The organism is Sphaerisporangium aureirubrum, assembly GCF_042658925.1.
In the GTDB taxonomy this organism is placed as follows: domain Bacteria; phylum Actinomycetota; class Actinomycetes; order Streptosporangiales; family Streptosporangiaceae; genus Sphaerisporangium; species Sphaerisporangium aureirubrum.
In genome coordinates, this window is the sequence record NZ_JBHSRF010000002.1 from 89389 (window position 1) to 105244 (window position 15856).

14 protein-coding genes and 1 pseudogene are annotated in these 15856 nt (G+C 67.1%); 9 read left to right on the top strand and 6 right to left on the bottom strand.

Annotation, left to right across the window (positions count from 1 at the left end):
• Window positions 1-44: 44 nt before the first annotated feature.
• The 3 genes from ACFP1K_RS01860 to ACFP1K_RS01870 form a co-directional block, all read right to left on the bottom strand.
• The gene (locus ACFP1K_RS01860) at window positions 45-866 is read right to left on the bottom strand and encodes an alpha/beta fold hydrolase (RefSeq protein WP_380746381.1); all 822 of its coding nucleotides are present in this window, start codon (window positions 864-866) and stop codon (window positions 45-47) included.
• Between the two features lie 19 nt (window positions 867-885).
• Window positions 886-1455 (bottom strand): DJ-1/PfpI family protein, encoded by a 570-nt coding sequence (locus ACFP1K_RS01865; RefSeq protein WP_350738673.1) that lies wholly within the window; start codon window positions 1453-1455, stop codon window positions 886-888.
• A gap of 95 nt (window positions 1456-1550) precedes the next feature.
• Window positions 1551-2285, bottom strand: a complete 735-nt coding sequence (locus ACFP1K_RS01870) for a GntR family transcriptional regulator (protein WP_380746384.1) — start codon at window positions 2283-2285, stop codon at window positions 1551-1553.
• Window positions 2286-2634: 349 nt separating this feature from the next.
• Here ACFP1K_RS01870 and ACFP1K_RS01875 point away from each other — a divergent pair, with 349 nt between their 5' ends.
• From ACFP1K_RS01875 to ACFP1K_RS01915, 9 genes are all read left to right on the top strand, one after another.
• Window positions 2635-3978, top strand: a complete 1344-nt coding sequence (locus tag ACFP1K_RS01875; RefSeq protein ID WP_380746386.1) for an extracellular solute-binding protein — start codon at window positions 2635-2637, stop codon at window positions 3976-3978.
• Between the two features lie 80 nt (window positions 3979-4058).
• On the top strand, window positions 4059-4925 hold the full coding sequence (locus tag ACFP1K_RS01880) for a carbohydrate ABC transporter permease (protein ID WP_380746388.1): 867 nt from the start codon (window positions 4059-4061) through the stop codon (window positions 4923-4925).
• Window positions 4925-5836 (top strand): carbohydrate ABC transporter permease, encoded by a 912-nt coding sequence (locus ACFP1K_RS01885; protein ID WP_380746390.1) that lies wholly within the window; start codon window positions 4925-4927, stop codon window positions 5834-5836. Before ACFP1K_RS01880 ends, ACFP1K_RS01885 begins: the two co-directional genes overlap by 1 nt.
• Window positions 5836-6903 (top strand): ABC transporter ATP-binding protein, encoded by a 1068-nt coding sequence (locus ACFP1K_RS01890; RefSeq protein WP_380746392.1) that lies wholly within the window; start codon window positions 5836-5838, stop codon window positions 6901-6903. Before ACFP1K_RS01885 ends, ACFP1K_RS01890 begins: the two co-directional genes overlap by 1 nt.
• Window positions 6903-7979, top strand: coding sequence for an ABC transporter ATP-binding protein (locus ACFP1K_RS01895; protein ID WP_380746394.1), 1077 nt, complete (start codon window positions 6903-6905; stop codon window positions 7977-7979). Before ACFP1K_RS01890 ends, ACFP1K_RS01895 begins: the two co-directional genes overlap by 1 nt.
• A 192-nt stretch (window positions 7980-8171) precedes the next feature.
• Complete coding sequence (locus ACFP1K_RS01900; RefSeq protein ID WP_380746396.1) at window positions 8172-9632, top strand: NAD-dependent succinate-semialdehyde dehydrogenase; 1461 nt, start codon at window positions 8172-8174, stop codon at window positions 9630-9632.
• Window positions 9633-9817: 185 nt separating this feature from the next.
• On the top strand, window positions 9818-11056 hold the full coding sequence (locus tag ACFP1K_RS01905; protein WP_380746398.1) for an iron-containing alcohol dehydrogenase: 1239 nt from the start codon (window positions 9818-9820) through the stop codon (window positions 11054-11056).
• Between the two features lie 435 nt (window positions 11057-11491).
• On the top strand, window positions 11492-11728 hold the full coding sequence (locus ACFP1K_RS01910) for a hypothetical protein (RefSeq protein ID WP_380746400.1): 237 nt from the start codon (window positions 11492-11494) through the stop codon (window positions 11726-11728).
• The gene (locus ACFP1K_RS01915) at window positions 11707-11862 is read left to right on the top strand and encodes a hypothetical protein (RefSeq protein WP_380746402.1); all 156 of its coding nucleotides are present in this window, start codon (window positions 11707-11709) and stop codon (window positions 11860-11862) included. Before ACFP1K_RS01910 ends, ACFP1K_RS01915 begins: the two co-directional genes overlap by 22 nt.
• Window positions 11863-12464: 602 nt before the next feature.
• On the opposite strand, the gene ACFP1K_RS01920 is transcribed toward ACFP1K_RS01915, so the two are convergent.
• The 3 genes and pseudogenes from ACFP1K_RS01920 to ACFP1K_RS01930 form a co-directional block, all read right to left on the bottom strand.
• Window positions 12465-12878 carry a helix-turn-helix domain-containing protein gene (locus tag ACFP1K_RS01920; protein ID WP_380746404.1) on the bottom strand — a complete coding sequence of 138 codons (414 nt, stop codon included), beginning with the start codon at window positions 12876-12878 and terminating at the stop codon, window positions 12465-12467.
• A gap of 91 nt (window positions 12879-12969) precedes the next feature.
• Window positions 12970-13428: pseudogene (locus ACFP1K_RS01925) on the bottom strand (DUF6221 family protein).
• Window positions 13429-15418: 1990 nt separating this feature from the next.
• The gene (locus ACFP1K_RS01930) at window positions 15419-15847 is read right to left on the bottom strand and encodes an NUDIX hydrolase (protein WP_380746406.1); all 429 of its coding nucleotides are present in this window, start codon (window positions 15845-15847) and stop codon (window positions 15419-15421) included.
• Window positions 15848-15856 lie beyond the last annotated feature (9 nt).

Below are 15856 nucleotides of genomic sequence, written 5' to 3' on the forward strand. Positions count from 1 at the left end.
ACGTGCTGATCTGCCTGAGCACGGCCGCGGACCTGTCGCAGGAATCAGTGATCTCGTTCCCGGCCGAGGAAGCACGACAGGAGTCGCCTGAAGTCGTGCGGGTGCTCGACCGGCGGCACGTGCCCGCATCGGCCGAGCACGAACAGACGGACATCGGCCAGGTGTTCGAGCAGGGGCAGGGCCGCCGTCCCGAGCGGGGTGACTCGGTCCTCGGCGCCGTGGACGAGCAGCACGGGCGCGCGGACCCCTGCCAGCGTCTGCGCCGAGAGGGTGAGATCGTCGGCCCAACGTGCCCTGGGTGGAGGGAACAACGACGCGAACGCGGCCGCCCCCGCTTCCATCGCAGCCGCACGGGCGGCGACGGCCGACTCGGTCACGAGCGCCTGGTCGTGGAGGAGGCGACTCAACATGTCTCGTGCCCCGAGCGGGCCGGCGGGGGCGGCCCAGACCGCGTCGAGCCCGGCGGACAGCGGCGCCCCGGGGGCACCCATCGTCGCGACCGCCACGACATGGGTGACCTGCCGGGGACGCGCGGCCGCCAGCGCCAGCGCCACGGCACCGCCCATGGAGTGGCCCACCACGGCGTAGTTCTCGACACCGAGGGCATCCATCAGGCCCGCGGCCTGCTCCGTCCACAGCCGGAGCCCACCCCTGGAGCCCGCAGGGACTGGTGTACGGCCGAACCCCGCCTGGTCAGGAGCCACCACGTGCCAGGACGTGCCCAGCGCCTGTGCCGTCGTCGCCCAGGCGCCGGATCCGGTCGTGCCGGGTCCGGAGCCGTGCAGCATCAGCACCGCGGGTCCGGTGCCGCTCTCCAGGACGTGGACGGGGGAGCCGTCGACCGTGACAGTCCGAAGTGCCGTCATCGAGACAGGTCAGGTGTGCTCATGCCGACGCGGAGTTGATGGACTTCGAGAAGAGCTCCATCATCGCCCTGCCGAACTGCGGCATGTCCGGCCACCCCCGGCAGGAGACGAGGTTGCCGTCCACGACGTCGGGAGCGTCGATGACCGTCGCGCCCGCGTTCTCCATGTCACCGGTGATGGGGGGGAAGCACGCGGTCTTCCGCCCCTTCAGCAGCCCGTACACAGCCGGCACCTGCGCGCCGTGGCACACCAGCGCGATCGGGAGGTCGCGCGCGAAGAAGTGCTCGGTGATGCGCCTGACGTCGGCGTCGACCCGGATCCACTCGGGGGCACGTCCCCCGGGGATGATGAGGGCGTCATAGCGCTCGACGTCGACCTCGGCCCAGGGCACGTCGACCGGCAACTTCCGGCCGTTCTTCTCCACGTAGGCGTCGGAGTTGGGGTCGAACTCGTGGATGACCAGCTGAACGTCACGCATCGTCCGTGACGAGACGTCGACGTCCCAGCCGCCCTCCTGCACGCGATAGTAGGGATACATGGTGTCGAGCTCCTCGGCGGCGTCGCCGGTCAGGAGTAGCGCTCTGGGCACCTGCTTCTCCTCGCATCTGGGGCGGGTGAGGTGGATCCAATCCGATCCAATCCGATTGAGTTAGCATTCCCCCGCCCAGCCCGCCCGTCAAGCCTTTACGCCATTCCGTCCGCGTCCTTGACCTCGTCGAACAATCGCCGGAACCGCTCGCCGGACAGCAGGATGTGCCGACGCATGGCGTACGCGGCGGCGTCGGGGTCACGCGCGGCGATCGCGGCCACGACTTCTTCGTGCTCGGCCATGGCCAGGTGAGTGACCTGGTTGTCGTGGAGAAGCCGGAAAAGGTGCACGTGCGCGTGCAGGCGAGCGAGCGCTTCGCGGATGACCTGGTTCTCCGCGCTCAGGGCGACGAGATCGTGGAAAGCGGCGTCGCGTAGCCCGAAGGCGCCATAAGCCATGGGCCCGTCGCCCCCCTCCAGCTCCGCCATCTCCTCCAGCATTCGCCGCAGACCGGCCACCTGCTTCGAGGATGCGCGTTCGGCGGATCTGCGCGCCGCCGCCGGCTCGAGGAGCAGGCGGACCTCAAGCATGTCCTCGAATCGGTCACGTGTGATCTGGGGGGGAATGCGATAGCCGGCATGGGGCACACGCACGACCAGACCCTCGGCCTCCATGCGGTTCAGAGCGTCTCGGATCGGCGTCTGCGAGACCCCCAGCTCTCGCGCCAGGACGTCGATCGTGACGCGGGAGCCAGGCTCGATCCGTAGCGACATCAGCTGTCCGAGCAGCGTGTCGTACACCTCGTCGGCAAGCCGGCCGCGAGATCTTCCCGCCGGCATTCCGTCCGTCATGGCCCCACGGCGCCGCGCGATCATCGCTTCGTCGTCCATCGTGGCGTGAGGTCCTTTCTTGCGTCTTCGGGAACCTGTTGACATCGGTCGCAACGCTGCGGGATGCTGACGCCGCCACCCGGATCGTATAGGAAAGGTGACGGATGCCGGCCATCCTTCACCCATCGCGGAACCGCCCGCCATCGCTCCGCTTCAGCCAGTAGGAGCTCCCATGAGCATGCTCGACGTCCTACTCGCCTGAACAACCCAGCAACTGCTCGGCGAAGCACGCGGCAAGGCTCCAGAAGTCCCCCCCCAGAAAGCAGGCAAGAAGATGCGGTCTCCAAAGCGAATAGGACGACTGTCCGTTCCCGGTCGAAAGGTGCAGCTGGCGACGGCGGCCATGTTAATGGCCACGACCGTGGTGGCTTGCGGCGGCGACGCGCAGACGAGCGCCCCCAAAGCACCGGCGACCATCCCGGAGCTCACCAAGGACCCGCTGACCCTCAGCTTCATCTGGTTCGAGTGGCCCCCCGCCCAGGCGCTGGAAGCCTTCGCGAACGCGGAGTACAAAAAAGAGCGGCCGAATGTGACCATCAAGGTCAAGACCGTGCCGAACGCGAACTGGCACGACGCGATGTTCACCCAGTTCGCCGCGCACAAGACCGACTTCGACATCGCGATCCTGGACTCGCAGCACATCGGCGAGGCGGTGACGAACGGCAACATCCTCGACCTCACCGACTTCGTCAAGAAGAACATCGACGTCTCGGCCTACAACCCGTACCTCCTGGCGGCCTACGGCCAGTTCCCCCAGGCGGAGACCGGCAAGCGCGACGAGAACGCCAGCCTGTACGGACTGCCGCTGCTCGGCGACACCTGGACGATGATCTACCGTAAGGACCTGATCGGCGACAAGCCACCGCAGACCTGGGACGAGATGATCTCAGCCGCCGAGAAGTGCCAGGCGGAGAATCCCGGCGTCAGCGGGCTGGCTTTCCACCAGGCCAACGGCTCCGACGCCGCGGCCGTGACCTACAACACGGTCAACGGCGTCTACGGCGGCAACCTCTGGGACCCCAAGGCGCGCAAGATCCAGGGCGTCCTCAACGACGCCGCGGGCCAGGAGGCGATGAACGTCCTGGTCAACAAGATGAAGCCGTTGACCGCCAAGGGTTCCGGCAACTGGTTCATCGACGAGGTGAACGCGGCGGTCGCCCAGGGCAAGGCGTGCATCGCGTTCAACTGGATCGCCGCGAGCGGCGGCCTGCTCGACCCCAAGCAGTCGACGCTCGGCACCACGCGGGAGGAGATTCTCGGCAAGCTGGGTTTCGCCACCCTGCCGACCCAGAAGACGAACCTGGTGCCTCTCGGCGGCATGGGGATGCACGTGTCGGCCTACTCCTCCGAGGCGAACCAGGCGGAAGCCCTGAACTTCATGAAGTGGTTCGAGGGGGCCGACATCCAGAAGAAGTGGGCCGCGGCCGGTGGCGTGCCGTCGCGTACGGACGCCCTGGCGTCGCCCGAGTTCCTCAACGCCGGCCCGTTCAACAAGGTGTACGCCGACTCGGTTCCGCGGATGCGGGACATGTGGAATGTGCCGGAGTACGCGCGCCTCGTCGACATTGAGAACACCAACGTGAACGCGGCTCTCAACGGCGCGAAGCAGCCGAAGGCCGCGCTCGACGACATCGCCAAGGAGCAGCAGGGCGTGCTCGACTCCAGCGGCCGCAAGGGCGGCGGCGGATTGTGAGTGACCCCGTCCCTCTGACGACCGACCACCCCGGGCAGGTGGCGTCCGCGACGCCGCCTGCACCGGGCTGGTCCCGCCGCTTGAGCGACCGCCGGCTCGCCGTGGCCTTCATCTCCCCCGCGTTGCTGCTGTTGCTCGCGATGTCGGTGTTCCCGTTGCTGTGGGCGTTGTACCTGTCTTTCACCGACTACTCGGCCACCCGCGGGGGGCCCGCCAATTTCATCTGGTTCGGGAACTACACCGCCATCCTGGCGTCGGCGCAGGTCCACCTGAGGACCTTGACGACGTTGATCTACGTGGTCGGCGCGGTCGCCCTGCAGACCGTGCTCGGTTTCGGCATCGCCTACCTGATCTCGCGGCGCACGCACGGGCGAGGACTGCTGACCACTCTGTTCCTGGTTCCGATGATGCTGTCGCCGGTCGTGGTCGGGCTGTTCTGGCGATTCATGCTCGACGCGCAGTTCGGCGTGATCAACAGCATGCTCGGCTCGCTCGGCCTGGGGCAGGTGGAGTGGCTCACCCGGCAGCGGACGGCATTGATCTCCCTGATCGTGGTCGACACCTGGCAATGGACGCCGTTCATCATGCTCATCGCACTCGCGGGCCTCACCGCGGTCCCCAAGTACTTGTACGAGGCCGCCTCGATCGACCGTGCGTCCGAGTGGTTCCGGTTCCGCACCATCACTCTTCCGCTGGTGTGGCCGCTGCTCCTCATCGCCGTGTTGTTCAGGGCCATCGAGGCCTTCCGGCTGTTCGACCTGGTCTACATCCTCACCAGCGGAGGTCCGGGGGTCTCCACCGAGACGTTGTCGTTCCACGTCTACAAGGTCGCGTTCCTGGGCTTCAACACCGGAACCGCCTCGGCGTACGGGATCCTCATGGTCCTGGTCGTCATGGTCCTCACGCAGCTCTACCTGCGCTACTTGAACAAGCTCAAGGAGGACTGATGGCCATCTCCGTCGACGAGGCCGTGTCCCCTGGTCCTGTCCGGGATCACACGCCCCCCGCGCGCCGCTTCGGCGGCCGGGGCCGCTCCGCGCTGGAGGTCGTGCTGCTGGCCGTGCTGGCCGTCGTGATGCTCTTTCCGGTGCTGTGGATGATCGAGACGTCCATCAAGGAGAACCGGGACGTCTACGCCATCCCGGCCAAGTTCTTCGACTTCAAGGTCACCCTGGACCATTTCAAGGACGTGTTCGTCGGCTCCGGCGGCGGCCGCTCGGCCTTGTCCGTCTCGTTTCTCAACTCCGTCGTGGTCGCCGGGGTCTCCACGGTGCTGGCCACCGTGCTGGGGGTCCCGGCGGCCTGGGCCTATTCACGTTTCGCCGTGAAGGCCAAGAAGGACCAGCTGTTCTTCATCCTGTCCACCCGCTTCATGCCGCCCGTGGTGGTCGTGATCCCGATCTTCCTCATGTATCGCCAGGTCGGACTCATCGACAACAAGCTCGGCCTGATCCTCATCTACGCCGCGTTCAACGTCCCGTTCACGATCTGGATGATGAAGGGGTTCGTCGACGAGGTGCCCGCCGAGTACGAGGATGCCGCCATGCTCGACGGCTACACCCGCTTGCAGGCGTTCTGGCGATTCACCCTTCCCCTGCTCGTGCCCGGCATCGCCGCGACGGCGGTCTTCGCACTCATCTTCTCGTGGAACGAGTTCGTGTTCGCCATCTTCCTCACCTCCAGCGACAGCGTACGGACGGCCCCACCCGCCATCGCCGGCCTCATCGGTGGAACCACCGTGGACTGGGGTCTCGTGGCCGCCGCGTCCATAGTGTTCGCCCTGCCGGTGCTCGTCTTCGCCTACCTGGTGCGCAAGCACCTCGTCGCCGGTGTGACGCTCGGGGCGGTGCGACGCTGATGGCGGGCATCGAGGTGAGCGCCCTGCACAAGCGCTACCCGGACGGCACGGTCGCCGTCGATCACGTGGACCTGTCCATCGGCGACGGCGAGCTGTTCGTGATGCTCGGCCCTTCGGGTTGCGGCAAGACGACCACGCTGCGGGCCATAGCCGGCCTGGAGAGGCAGACGACGGGCGACATCCGCATCGGCGACACGCTGGTCAACGACCTGCCGCCCGCCGAGCGCGACATCGCCATGGTGTTCCAGTTCTACGCTCTCTACCCGCATCTGAGAACCCGCGACAACCTGGCGTTCCCCCTGCGGGCCGAGGGACTGCCCAAGGCGGAGGTGCAGGAGCGGGTCGACGAGGCCGCCCGGCTGATGCGGCTTGGTCCGCTGCTGGACCGGCGACCGCGCCGGCTGTCCGGCGGGGAGCAGCAGCGCGTCGCGCTTGCTCGCGCCCTGGTGCGACGACCGCGCGCCTTCCTCATGGACGAACCTCTCACCAATCTGGACGCGGAGCTGAGGGCGGACATGCGCACGGAGATCAAGCACCTGCAGGGGGAGCTGGGGACGACGATGGTCTACGTCACCCACGACCAGGTCGAGGCGATGTCGCTCGGTCACAGAATCGCCATCCTCAACAAGGGCCGCGTCGAGCAGATCGGCACGCCGCTGGAGGTCTACGACCGTCCGGCGAGTCTTTTCTGCGCCGCGTTCATCGGCTCCCCGCCGATGAACCTGATCGAGGTGGAGGTGGCCGACGGGAAGCTGCGCAGTCAGAGCGGACTGGCCCTCGCGCCACCGCCAGGCCTGCCGCGCGACCGTCGCCTGGTCGCGGGCGTCCGGCCGGAGGCGCTGGAAGTCACAGAACCAGGAGCGGAACATTCGGTCCCGGCCCGCGTGGTCTCGGCGGAGTGGCTGGGCGACGAGATCATCTACGTGGTCGACCACGGCGGCCAGCGCGACGTACGGGTCCGGATGCCACCGACTGTCCGTTTCGCCGCTGACGCACCGGTCGGGCTGCGGCACACCGGTGGGACCCCGGCGGTCTACGACGTGAGCACGGAAGAGCTGGTGGCCTGATGGGAACCGTGGCAGCGCACGGGCTGTGCAAGTCCTTCGGCAAAGTCCAGGCCCTGGACGGGGTGACGCTGGACGTGCCGGACGGCTCGTTCTTCGTCGTGCTCGGACCCTCCGGAGCAGGCAAGACGACGACCCTGCGAGCGATCGCCGGCCTTGAGAAGCTCGACGCCGGGTCGGTGCATCTGGACGGCAGGGACGCGACCGGTGACACCCCGGCCGCACGCGACCTGGCCATGGTCTTCCAGAGCTACGCCCTCTACCCGCGACACACGGCGTACGAGAACATCGCCTCGCCGCTGCGGGCACGCCGCTGTTCTTCGAGCGAGGTCGCCGCCGCCGTCGAGCAGATATCGAGCCTGCTGCACATCGAACGTCTGTTGCAGCGTCGTCCCGCGCAGTTGTCGGGCGGTGAGATGCAGCGTGTCGCCCTGGCCCGGGCTCTGGTCCGCCGCCCGCGCGCGTTCCTCATGGACGAGCCGCTGACGAACCTCGACCTCAAGCTCCGCGTCGAGATGCGCACCGAGCTCACCCGCATCCACCGGAGCCTCGGCGGAACCTTCGTCTACGTGACCAACGACCAGGTCGAGGCCCTGTCCATGGCCGACCAGGTCGCGGTCCTCAAGGAGGGGAAGGTGCAACAGGTCGGAACGCCGACCGAGGTGTACGAGCGTCCGGCCAACCAGTGGGTCGCGGGCTTCGTCGGGAGCCCGCCGATCAGCCTGCTCGCCTGCCACGCCGAGGGAGACCGTCTCGTCGGGGCGGAAGACTGGACGCTGCCGCGGCCCCGCTGGACCACGGCCGAGGACGGTCGTCCGCTGCTGCTGGGCCTGCGCGCGGAGGACCTGTCCGTCGAGCGGCGTGGGGACGCGTCGTTGTCGGGGGAGCTCTACGGCCTTGAGCCGCTCGGTGACCGGACGGTGGTCGACGTCCGAGTGGGGACGGAGATCATCAAGGTCAAGGCACGACCCACCGTCACCGGTACGCCGGGCGAGCGGCTGCTTGTCACGGTCGACCTGGACCGTGCGCACCTGTTCGACGCGAGCACCGGGCTGGCGCTGTCCGAAGCCGGGAGGTAACCGCGCGGGGCGGCGACGTCGACATGCGCCCGCACGTGGCGATCGCCCCTCGGCGGACCGTCACCGGTGAGCACGGCCTGACGACGCGGAAGCAGCCATGGCCCGAGAAGGCGATCGGTGGCGCGGGGCGTCGCCCTGCGGCCATGGCCGAGGCCACGGGACATCACCAAGAACATCACAGGAGGCGACGCGATGAGTGACCCGATGAACGTCCTGGCCCCCGAGCACCGGCGGCTCCGGATCGGCGACGCCTGGCGCGACGCCGCCGGCGGAGCCACCTTTGCCGTCGAGGACCCGGCCACCGGAAAGACCATCGCCGAGGTGGCGGACGCCGGCGTCGCTGACGGGCTCGCCGCTCTGGAGGCGGCGAGCAAGGCTATGGCGGAGTGGGCGGCGACCCCGCCGCGGAAACGGTCGGAGTTGCTGACCGCGACGTACCGGGCACTGACCGAGCGATCCGAGGAGGTCGCCCGGCTGATAACGCTCGAGATGGGCAAGCCGCTCGCCGAGGCTCGGGGAGAGGTGGCCTACGGCGCCGAGTTCTTCCGTTGGTTCGCCGAGGAGGCGGTCCGCGTCGAGGGGCGCTTCAACACCGCTCCCGCTGGTGGATATCGCATCCTCACCGTGCCGAAGCCGGTCGGACCGTGCGTCTTCGTGACGCCCTGGAACTTTCCGTTGGCCATGGGTGCCCGCAAGATCGCTCCTGCGCTGGCGGCGGGCTGCACGACGATCACCAAGCCGGCGGCCCAGACGCCGCTCACCATGCTGTTCCTGGCCCGCATCATGGAGGAGGTCGGCGTTCCGCCGGGCGTCGTCAACGTCGTGACGACCAAGCGTGCCGGCGAGGTGGTCTCAGCACTGCTGGCCGACCGCCGGACCCGCAAGCTTTCGTTCACCGGGTCGACCGAGGTCGGGCGCGTGCTGCTACGACAGGCGGCGGACAACGTGCTGCGCACCTCCATGGAACTGGGCGGCAACGCGGCCCTGATCGTGTGCGCCGACGCGGACCTGGACGTCGCGCTCGACGGTGCCATGGTGGCCAAGATGCGCAACATCGGGGAGTCCTGCATCGCGGCCAACCGAATCTACGTCGAGGAGCCGGTGCGCGAGGAGTTCGCGGCGCGCTTCGCCAAGCGGATGGGCGCGCTCTCGGTGGGCCATGGTCTCGACGACGGCGTGGATGTCGGGGCGTTGATCGACGAGGCCTCGGTCACCAAGATCGACGAGCTCGTCGCCGACGCGGTCGATCGCGGCGCCCGTGTCCTGGTGGGCGGCGAGCGTCCGGATGGGCCGGGCCACTTCTACCCGCCCACGGTCCTCGTCGACGTGCCGGAAGACGCGCGGATGCTGGAGACGGAAATCTTCGGCCCGGTGGCGCCGATCATCTCGTTCACGTCCGACGACGAGGTGATGGCGAAGGCCAACGACACCGAGCACGGCCTGGCCGGATACGTCTTCACCCGTGACCTCCAGCGGGCGCTCCGGTTCAGCGAGGGGCTGGAGACGGGGATGCTCGGCATCAACCGTGGGCTGATCTCGGACCCGTCGGCTCCGTTCGGAGGCGTGAAGCAGTCCGGGATCGGCAAGGAGGGGTCGCACGAGGGCGTCCTTGAGTATCTCGACGTCACCTACGTGGCGATCGACCTACCGTGACCGGCCTCCACCCGTGGGGCGGGACCCGGGCCATGGTCACGCTGGCAGCCGGGGACGCCGTCGACTCCGCCGGCGCGCGCGCCTGCGCCACCCGGCAGCCAACCTCGCCGACGCCGTCCCGGTCTCGCAGGTGACCTGGATGTCCGCCCGGCAACTCACCGCCGACGTTCCAGAGAGGCACTGACATGCTTGAGACCGTCCGCGGACCACGCCAGCTGATAGTGGGCGAAGGGGTCGCGCAGAACATCCCGCGAGTGGTGGCCGAGTGTGGCTCGCGAGTCCTCATCGTGACCGACCGGGTTCTTCTGGGGCAGCCGGGCGTGGCCGAGATCGTGGCCGCCGTGCGGGAGAAGGTCGAAGTCGTCGGGGTGTTCGCCGACGCGACTCCGGACGTGCCACTCGCCGATGTCGACCTGGCCGTCTCGGTCGCCGCAGAGGTGGACGCCGACGTGATCCTCGCCATCGGGGGTGGCACGGTGATCGACCTCGCCAAAATCGTCGGCGTCATCCGGCGCCACGGCGGGACGCCGCGCGACTTCTACGGCGAGTCGAAGGTGCCGGGGCCGACGATTCCTCTCGTCGCGGTCCCGACGACGTCAGGCACCGGCTCCGAGCTCACGCCCGTCTCGGTGCTGACCGACCCGGACCGCGAGCTGAAGGTGGGGGTCTCCAGCGTCCACATCGTGCCCGACTTCGCCATCGTCGACCCCGAGCTCACCTACACCTGCCCCGCGACCGTCACTGCCCACTCCGGCATCGACGCGTTCTGTCACGCCGTGGAGAGCTACACCGCGCGACCCCGGCCCCACGGACCGCGCGACCCGGTGGAGCAGGTCTTCCTCGGCCGCAACCCGATCACCGATCACTACGCGCTCCTTGCCGCGGAGCGGATCGCCCGCAGCCTGCCCCATGTCGTCAGGGACGGAGGCGACAAGGACGCGCGCGCGGACATGTCCTACGGGTCCATGCTGGCCGGGCTCGCGTTCTCCCACGCGGGCAACGCGGCTCCGCACGCCCTCCAGTACCCCATCGGCGCAGCCACCCACACACCACACGGCCTCGGCGTCGGCCTGCTGCTGCCCTACGCGCTGGACGCGGCCAGGGATGCCATCGGCGACCGGTTGACCATCCTCGCCAGGGTGTGCGGCCTCGACGTGGCCGACGCCTCAGATGCCGAGGCCGCAGATATATTCCTCACCTGGCTCGACGAACTCCTCGCCGACATCGGCATCCCCACCACCTTGGCGGACATCGGCGTCGCACGCGCCGACCTCCCACGCTTCGCAGAGATGGCCAGCGGCGTCACCCGCTTGATCCAAAACCATCCAGGCCCAACCGACCCCGCCAGCCTGACCGCAATCCTCGAAGCAGCCTGGACCGGCGACCGAACCCGACACCCCCTGACTCCGAAGCAGAGACAGTGACCGGGCCTCTCACATACCGACGAGTTCCCCGCCCCACCCTGAGTACCGGAGGCCAGGCTGGTGGACCTCACCGCCCAGCGGTTCTCCCCTCGCCGGACCATCCCGAGGGGTTCGGCAGGGCCAAGTCGGCGAAGATCCTTGCGTCGGTTCGTCTGCCCGACGTACTAGGGGCTGTGCTGAAGTTTTCACGGCTGTCGTGGGGATTCCTCCTGGACTGTCCGGTGAAGTTGACGCACGGGGGAGCGCGTGAAATAAGGACTGCGGATGTGGCCGAGCTCCGTGAGGAAGCGCCGCTGTCCCGAGCGGCGATCATCGCCATCGCGCCGGCGTCGCTCCTAGGGTCCTGCTCGGCAGGTCGTAGACCTTAACCGAGGGGACATGATGCGTCGACTTCGCACGGCTGTTGCAATTGCCGGCATCGCCACCGGACTGCTGATGGGCCTGGGGACCCCGGCCCAGGCCGCCGCGCCCGCGGACCGCTCCACCGTCACCAAAGTCGCAGCCCTCGGCTGGTGGCGGTTCGGCGTGTACTACACCTTGAGCGCCTGCCAGTATTTCGGCAACAGCCTGACCCAAAGCCCTCAGTTCTCGTCGTACTACTGCAGTCAGTCGGTGTGGGACACCGTCGATCAGAGGTACTACTGGGGCCTGTGGGTCTACCAGGTCTCCTAGGCGACCGCAGGCTCAGCGGGCTCGTCCAGGTCGGGCTTCCCGCCGCCACCGACCGCGCCCGCCGGTTCCTCGCCGCGCCGAAACGCATCCACAGCCGCCTGTCCCGCTCCTCCTCCACCTCCGCCGGCTGGTAAGAACCTGCCTTGATCATCAGTGAGTTCTTCGAGGAGGAGACGGGCGACCACGAGCGGTGGGAGATGCTGCGTCTGGTCGGCCTTGGTGATGGGGTCCACCAGGACAGTGATGTCGACGTCGTCGATGTCAGGCCAGGAGATTTCCAGCGTGGACGATGCGGATGTCCAACGGCGGTTGCCCGACCACTCGTTGCCGTCGTCACCCCACGGGCTGAGCGCCCGTCAACGAGCTATCCGCTTGGCCTGGGCTGCTATCAGCAGAAAGACGAGGTAATCGAGAGTCTCGAACACCGGGACCGGGCGTTGCTCACACGTCCTCCCGCTCCACTTCCTTGATGACCTTATTTGACCGCTTCTGGTCATGCACGGGCCCTGTACAGCGCTCAAACGTACGGACATCGTGAACATATCTGCCCTACGCCATCACCGGCCCTCGTACCTTGGCGTGCCAAGTGGGCGCCAGGCCACACGGGTACGGCTTCTGGGCTTGCATAAGCGACCTGGTCGGCACTGGGGTGAATTCTGATGACGCGGCGGTCGCATGCCGTCGCGCCGGCTCCGGCACCGACTAGTCACCCCGCCTGGACCCGCCGAGCTGGTGCTCACGCATCCTCCCGGCCCTTCTTCGCGCGGTCGAACAACTCCTCGGCTACCTCCCGCACGATGTCCGCCAGGTTGAGTACCACACGGGCGAGGATTTCCTCGTCGACGTCGGGCATCCGCCGGGCGAGCACCTCCGCCAAACTGGACGGGTCCGAAGCCTCGCGCTGGTGCTCGGCATGGGTAGCCAGCCCGGCGAGTTCGAACGCCTCGTCGTGGTCGATGTCCAGTGCGTCCGCTAGACCGATCACCGTCGAAGGACGCGGCTCTCTTGTTCGGGTGCCAAGCCGGTCCAGGGTCACACGGCCGATCCCGGCCCGCTCGACGAGCAGCGTCTTGGACAGGCCCTTGTTGACTCGTTCGCGTTCCACCCGCTGGGCGAACGCCGCAGCGGGCCCAGACAACTCGTCGCTCAATGCTCCTCCTCAGGTACGGCCACCGGCGCCATTGATGGGCCAGGAGGCTGCCGCTCCTCGCCGCCGGACAGCGGCCAGGCCGGGACCTCGCTCATGGGCACCACGCCTCCTGGTAGTCCTCGTGGCCGGCGTAGACAAGGGCCAGCCGGCGGAGCGCGCAGTACGCGGACTCCGCCTCACCCTCCATTGCCCATCCAGGCGTGCCCATCCACTGATCACCGTCGATCGAGCACACCCGCTCCGGCCAGTCCGGGCGCTCACGCCCGTCCGGGTCGGTGATCGGTTACTGCTCACGCTCGCTCAGCAACCACCGCATGAACTCGACTTCACGCAGCGTACGGGGCGGGTCGAACCGGCTCTTGTACGCGAACTCTGCCACCTGGGCGGCCTCTACGGGCTTACGCAACGTGCGGACATGCTGTCTGCGTGGATCGGCCAGGTACGCATCAGTCAAGGCGCGCTTGTGGCGCTGCCAGTCCAGCGCAACCTGCTCGTCGGCGCCGAGTCGTGCCCGGAGGAACGCCACGAGGGCCTCTGTGTCGGCGCTCACACGTCCGTCCCGGGATCGGTTTCTGCCGCCTGGTGGGCTGCTTGTACGGCTTCCTTGGGCTTCATGACCACGATCCCAACCTCAGCCTTCAGCCGCGCCCGGCAGCGCGCTGACGGCCCTTAACCGTCACACCCCAGCGCTCGCGCAGCCATTCCACGCCCACGTAGAACGAAATGGCGGCTAGTACCGCGAAAAACGCCGATCCTCACCCTTGTTCCATCACCGCATCCCACAAGGCGCCGACGGTCAAAATTCCCAGTGGTACCCCGCCGGCGTTTCCGAAGCCAGGATCCAACATGCTCACCGACGCAGTGCCTCGCCTCTGCGGTGGCCGGGAGGACCGTCGCGTCCGAGGAGCGTCTCGGTCACGATCTGCATGGGATCATCGGCACCTACTCGCACACGTCCGAGGGGATGCTCCGCAGGATCGTCGGCCGCCTTCAGGACCGGTGGGAGACGTCACCAGCGGAGCGGTTCGCGATGGCTCCGCACTCTCCCGTCGCCATGCTCGACGAGTTGCTACGACCGCTCCGGGAAGCGCCCGGGAGAGTTGATCTCCCGAATCTCTCCCAAGCCGCTGTTACCGATCTTCGGGACAGACTCAAGAAGACGGGCTGACCTGCGTGGGCGCTACTGGGCTCGAACCAGTGACCCCTCGCTTGTAAGGGAGCCATGCTCGTCTCGCTGGTCCTCCAACCTGCGGCGCGCCACAGTACGCAAACCGTGAACCACCATCCCCGACCCGACCTAATGGCACACTAATGGCACGGTGATCACGGCCGTAATCTGCTATCCAATCACTCTGAATGGCACGCTGCGGCACGGACTCAGGCACACGAATGGCATTCCGGAGTGCCCCAACATGCAGGATCGGCCAGGTAACTACTTCTCTGTTAAAACTGCCCGCCCGTTGTCCTGGACCTGCGATCTGCCTCGCTACGACGGCCGACAGCGCGATCGTGGGTGGTTGCGTGAGGGCTGTCGCAGTACGCATTGCAGTATCCGCTCGTCCCCTGCTCCTCCCCCGTCCTCCTCGTAGCTGCCAACCCCAGGGCGAGGTCATCGTGTCAAGGGTCAACAAAGTTGATCGCGAAGCGACGCCGAAGGCACCCATTGACTCGATGGCCTCAACCGGGACACTCGACCAGCGAGGAGGACAAAAAGGCCAAGCTGTATACACTCACACACTGCGCATATTGGCTGCTTTTGGAGGCATACGCGAACGTTCGCCTCTCGAAGATGGCGCTTCAAAGTGAATTCTTACAACGAATTGGTAACGCCACACTTGTCGCAAATCGTAGCGATACGCCTAATTCCGACATTGTGATGATCATGGAATTAAGCAAACCCGCAGGTCACAGGATTCCACTCCGGCGAAAATGTGAGTGTCACTCATTTCACCCTCGCCCAACTACCACCCTGCGCACCACTAGAGTTTCTGCAACGCAAAAACCCGGCTACAGGAGGCCGGGGCGGTGCCTGACCATCGCAGCAGCCGGGGCTTGTCATACTTGGCAGTTGGCGACTCTAGCAGCTAAGCGACGCATTCTGCTATAAGGGGTGCGACTGGTCAGGCTCCAGCGTGGTCACGGGCGAAAAGCGCTTTCACCCGATCGACTACTGGAGGCAACGTGTGCCGGGATAGCGACATAACGGCTAAGACGGGGCAACGATGCCCCGAGACTGGTCACTGGGAGCCTGGCGGCTACCCGACCGTGGTCATCTTCATCGCTAAGCACAAAACCATGCCTCCCTACAAGAAGTCCGGTGTGTTTTGGCGACTCAGGAGCTCCATCTAGCCGATAGCAGTCCCTTGCGATCGAAGTAACTATCAGTGTGCGGCCCGAGCACAGGCGCGCGCGAGAACGGCCCCCAGGCCGCACGCGCAGCGTGCGGCCTGGGCTCGGGCCGCACAGCGGCGCGGAGCGCCGCCCTTGATACTGAATAGCGAAATTCGGCAAGATCCAGTGTGCCCATCGGGGCAACTGCTTCAAAGCAAGTGTGTGCCGTTGTGGTGGCGGATGGCTGGCGTCTGGTCGTCGCGCATGGCGTCTAGGACCCGGACGGCGAATGCTTCGGATGCGAGGGTGCGGACCTCGTCTGCGGTGACCCAGCGGTATGAGCGGGCCTCGTCGGTCTGGGTGAGGGTGCCGCCGATGACCTTGCAGCGGAAGACCAGGGCGATGATGCTGCGGCTCATGTTCTTGTAGACGCCGGTGAGGGTGATGGGGTCGACGTCGAGGCCGGTTTCTTCGCGGATTTCGCGGCGTAGGCCGGTGTGGATGTCTTCGTGGTGTTCGAGGATGCCGCCGGGGGCTTCCCAGTGGCCGTTGTCGCGGCGTTGGCTGAGGAGGGCTCGGCCTCGGTCGTCGATGATCACGCCTGCCACGCTGACGGAGTGCGTGTTGTGGTGATCCATCGGGATTAC